At 59.2% G+C, this 4,522-nt stretch carries 3 protein-coding genes and 2 pseudogenes; 2 read left to right on the top strand and 3 right to left on the bottom strand.

The window, feature by feature from the left end:
* The 3 genes and pseudogenes from QZY07_RS26680 to QZY07_RS26670 form a co-directional block, all read right to left on the bottom strand.
* A pseudogene (locus QZY07_RS26680) lies at positions 1 to 103 on the bottom strand (IS1595 family transposase); the annotation flags it as partial.
* Between the two features lie 160 nt (positions 104 to 263).
* Positions 264 to 1,637, bottom strand: a complete 1,374-nt coding sequence (locus QZY07_RS26675; RefSeq protein WP_295409369.1) for an HlyD family type I secretion periplasmic adaptor subunit — start codon at positions 1,635 to 1,637, stop codon at positions 264 to 266.
* On the bottom strand, positions 1,610 to 3,751 hold the full coding sequence (locus QZY07_RS26670; RefSeq protein ID WP_295409366.1) for a peptidase domain-containing ABC transporter: 2,142 nt from the start codon (positions 3,749 to 3,751) through the stop codon (positions 1,610 to 1,612). Before QZY07_RS26670 ends, QZY07_RS26675 begins: the two co-directional genes overlap by 28 nt.
* A gap of 380 nt (positions 3,752 to 4,131) precedes the next feature.
* Between QZY07_RS26670 and QZY07_RS27640 the strand changes: the two are divergent.
* Together QZY07_RS27640 and QZY07_RS26665 are read left to right on the top strand one after the other, a co-directional pair.
* A pseudogene (locus QZY07_RS27640) lies at positions 4,132 to 4,200 on the top strand (hypothetical protein); the annotation flags it as partial.
* Between the two features lie 12 nt (positions 4,201 to 4,212).
* Positions 4,213 to 4,522 (top strand): hypothetical protein (locus tag QZY07_RS26665; RefSeq protein ID WP_295409363.1); only part of this gene is annotated, 310 nt, incomplete at its 3' end.

Below are 4,522 nucleotides of genomic sequence, written 5' to 3'. Positions count from 1 at the left end.
GGTCGTCTGGGAACATTTCGACAAACTCACGGTAACTGCGCGGGTAGTCGCGCCCTGCCACCAAGGTCGGGTATATGGATTGGTCAGTAGGATTCACCCCCACATCTTGCGACAGGAGGCACTAACCGACTACCCCCCTTTATTAATACTTTAAACCGCGCCAGCTCCGACATTTCACGGAGCTGGCGCGGCCAAGCCAATCCAATAAACGACGCATACCGCTCTGGGCGCGGTTTTGTTCACGCAAATTTCCTAACAGCTTCTCAAGGTTCGCGGATGGACTCGTCCAAAGCCTTAGTGAGCGGCCATAACAGATACGAGATCACGGAACGCTTGCCCACTGCGATTTCAGCCGTTACGGCCATACCCGGCAGCAGTCGTGCCTGCTCGGACATCTTCTTAAGTCGCGAGTCGCCGAAGTCGATCCGGCTGAGATAATAGGTATCCAGACCTGATTCGGTTGCGGTGTCGCGATGAAAGGCGTCTTCGCTGATGGTGCGCACGGTCCCTTCCAGCATGCCGTGACGCTGAAACGGATAGGTCGCCAGCTTCAGATGCGCGGCATCGCCGATCTGCACATAACCGACATCGAGCGAGTCGATCTGGACCTCGGCCTCCAGCGGGGCATTCAGCGGCACCAGGGTAAAGAGCTTTTCGGCGGCGGCGACCACCGAACCCTGCGAGAGCTTGGCGATGTCCAGCACCACCGCGTCCGCCGGCGAGAGCAGCGTCACCAGTTGGCTGCGCTTGGTGGCCTTTTGCAGCTGCTCATTGACGCCATCGCGCTCGCGCTGGGTCGCCAGCAGATCCTCCATGGTCTTTTCGCGCCAGCTCTTCTCGAAGGCGGTTTTGTCGGCTTTGGTCGAGGCCAGTTCGCGCTTGAGCTCCTGTTCGCGATTTTTGGCCAGTTCCAGATCGCGTTCGACCTCCATGCGTTTCTGCTGCGCGTCCAGCAGCATGATCCGTGCGCCAACCTGCTTGGCCAGCAGGTTTTCCTGCATGGTCTCCATTTCGCGCAGCGGCTTGATCCGTGCCTCCAGGGATTGCTGGTCGCGCTGAAAGGTGTCCTGCGAGGCGCGCAGACGGGCAAGATTTTCATCCATCCGCATCAGTTGCGCCCGATAGTTGGCCTGGCGTTCGATGAACAACTGCGCCTGGAGCCGATAGTCGGGATCGGTCCGGGTCGGCTCGAATGTCGCCTGACCGCTCAACTCGGCCTGTATGCGTTCGATCTGGGCGTCGAGACTGAGCAGGCGGGTGCGTAACTGTGCCTCGTCAGCCCCGGTGAAGGTGGGATCGAGCGTCGCCAGCCGTTCGCCCTGCTTCACCACCTGGCCGATCCGCACGTCCAGCCGCTGGATGATGGAGGTTTCGAGCGGTTGCACCACGATATTGGGCAGCGGCGTGACCAGCCGCCCGTTCGCCACCACGACCTTATCGACCTCCGACAGGCTCGCCCACAGCACAAAGGCGATCATCAGGGTCAGCAGAATGTACAGGGTCGTGCGTGCCATCCAGGGCAACGGACGGCGCTCGATTTCGTCGGCATCGGGCAGAAAGGCGATGACCGTTGCGTCCTGACCCTTGGCCTTCGGCGAGGCGGAACCCGCTAAACGTGACTGGTCTGTTGATGCCATAACTGTTGATAAGTCTCACAGCGAGCCAGCAGTTCCTCATGACGGCCACGATCCATCAACCGTCCCTGCTGCATCACCAGAATGGCATGGGCATTGACCAGGGTGGACAGACGGTGCGAGATCATTATCACGGTCCGCCCCACCGCGATGCGCGACAGATTACGGATAAAAATCGACTCGCTTTCAGGATCAAGTGCGCTGGCGGCCTCGTCGAGGATGAGGATACGCGGTTTGGTCAGGAGTGCGCGCGCGATGGAGAGCCGCTGTTTCTGGCCCCCGCTCAGGTTGGCGGCGTTTTCTTCCAGCAGGGTATCGTAACCCTGAGACAGCCGCTCGATGAATTCATCCGCCCCCGATGCCTGGGCGGCGGCGACGATCTCCTCGAAGGAGGCATCCGGCTTGGCGATGGCGATATTGTCGCGCACCGTCCCGCGAAACAGGAAATTCTCCTGCAACACCACACCGATCTGACGGCGCAGATGCGCCAGATCGATCTCGCGGGCATCGATGCCATCGAACCGCACCAGTCCCTCCTGCACGCTGTAAAGCCCCTGAATCAGCCGGGTCAGCGTGGTCTTGCCCGAGCCGCTGCGCCCGACGATCCCGATGATCGTGCCGGCTGGAATAGTGAAGCTGGTGCGATCAAGTGCCGCCACGCTCGCGCCCGTATAGCGGAAGGTCACCTCGTCGAAGGCGATTTCGCCGACGATGACCGGACGCAGACCGCCCGCGCCGGGACGGCCTTCCGGCGCACGGTTCATCACCTCACCCAGCATGCGCACCGAGAGCGCGGTCTGCTGATAGGAATTGATGAGTCCGACGATCTGGATCAGCGGTGCCGAGACACGCCCCGAGATCATCTGAAAAGCGATCAGCGCGCCGACCGTCAGTTCCTGCTTGAAGACATCCTGCGCACCAATCACGATGATGACGATGGGCAGCAGCTTGCCCATGAAGTCGATGAAGGTGTTGCCGATGATCGACAGATGCCCGACCCGATAATGCATCGTGATCGCCTCAGCCGAAAACTGATCCCAGTTCTTCCGCTGCGCCGGCTCGATCGCCAGCGCCTTGACCGTGCGCATACCGTGAATGGTCTCGACCAGCAGCGCCTGACGCTTGGCCTCGGCGGTATAGAGCGCCTCCAGCCGTCGGCGGAAGGTTGGAAGCAGCGCGGCGATGGTGCCGGCGATGATGACCGTGAAGACCAGCACGATGACCGCCAGCTTGACCGAATAGGTAAAGAGGATCGGCAGAAAGATGATCAGCGCGGTGGCTTCCAGCGCGGTAAAGAAAAGCTGACCGGTCAAAAAGCCCCGGATGCCTTCCAGTTGCTGCATGTGACGGGTGATGACCCCCGCCGACATGGTTTCGAAATAATCGATGGGTAGCGACATCAGATGGCTGAAGGTGCGGCGGGTGAGCCGCATGTCGATCTTGTTGGTCGCGGCCAGACTCAGGAGATTGCGTACAAAACCGAAGAGCGAATCGAACACCATCGCAATGACGATGCCAATCCCCAGCACCCAGAGGGTCGAGATGCTCTGATGAACCAGCACCTTGTCGATGACGATTTGGAAAAAGATCGGCGTCGCCAGCGCCAGCAGATGCATGACCATGACCGCCACGGCGATGTCGCGAAAGGCGGCCTTCTGTTTGAGAATCTCCGGGATGAACCAGCGCAGGCTGAACGGCTGATTGGGATCGGTCAGTTTGTGCTGGCGCTTGAGCAACACCACCGCGCCATCCCAGCGGGCACAGAATTGGTCGCGATCCAGCAGAAAAACGCCCATTTTCTGTTCCAGCGGATCGATCAGCGCGACCTTGCCGCCATCCTCGGCGCGCGCACCGACCACGATCACCCCGTTGCCGTTGGTCAGACGGGCCAGGATCGGAAAGACGCCGCCCTGCGCCAATAGCGCCTCCCAGGAGAGTTTCGCGGTCCGGGCCTTGAGCCCGATGTCCGACGCGATCCGCAGCAGACGTGCATCGCCCGGCTCTTCCGCCTTCAAGGCATACTCATCGATCAACCGCTCGGGATTGATCTGCAGGCCATGATGCTGGGCAATGGCCGTCAGGCATTGAATGACGGTATGGGGGAAAGCTGTGGGCATCGTTTTACACGAAAAACAAAAACCACCAATTTCAAAGTTGGCGGGTTGATATGACGGACTGAACCGGTCGGTACTTAGAGCCTATCCTAAAAGACCGGCAGCGCGCCAGGTGATGATCCCCAGGGTTAAGTGCAGGTATAGAGTCGTAAGCCTCCGAAAACATGAGGCAGTTCACATTCTTGAAAATTAATTTTTGGGGGAACCTCACGCCATGTATAGTTTTAACCACTGAAATTTTCTAGTTACGCTAAATTTCTAGTTACGCTAAAGATTTCCGCCAAGCAGTCCGTTAACAGTGGCATCGCCTGAGACACGCTCATCAGCCTTGATCTTAACGTTATGCTTGCGTGTCATGTCCACACCGTTATGGAGCAACAGCCATGAGTCTTATCGCCGTTTTAAACACGCAACAGATCGCGGACCTGACTACAAGTGCAATCAGGGACTTGACGACGGAAGACATGGTCTCGCTCACAACGGTGCAGATCCAGGCGTTTACAACTGCGCAAATACCCTACTTTGAAACGCGAGACCTGGCGGTACTGTCAACCGACAAAATCCGTTTACTGACGAGCGTTCAGATCCCGGCGCTGACCAGTGTCCAGGTAGCCGCTCTCAGCACCAGCGCGATCCAGGGTCTGAGCACCCAAGCCATCGTCGATCTGACCACCGCGCAGGCGGCGGCGCTGAGCAGCGCGCAAGTGCGCGTCCTGACCACCGCCCAGGTGGTCGCGCTCGAAACCCGCGACCTGACCGTCCTCAAAACCAGCG

It is taken from the genome of uncultured Thiocystis sp. (assembly GCF_903866365.1).
In the GTDB taxonomy this organism is placed as follows: Bacteria; Pseudomonadota; Gammaproteobacteria; order Chromatiales; family Chromatiaceae; genus Chromatium.
The sequence above is the reverse complement of the archived record's forward strand: the minus strand, read 5'-3'. Positions and strand labels throughout refer to the sequence as shown.

What these genes read in the sequence shown, in the direction of transcription:
- QZY07_RS26670 (WP_295409366.1), bottom strand. Translation starts at nt 3,751, where the DNA reads ATGCCCACAGCTTTCCCCCATACCGTCATTCAATGCCTGACGGCCATT.
- QZY07_RS26675 (WP_295409369.1), bottom strand. Translation starts at nt 1,637, where the DNA reads ATGGCATCAACAGACCAGTCACGTTTAGCGGGTTCCGCCTCGCCGAAG.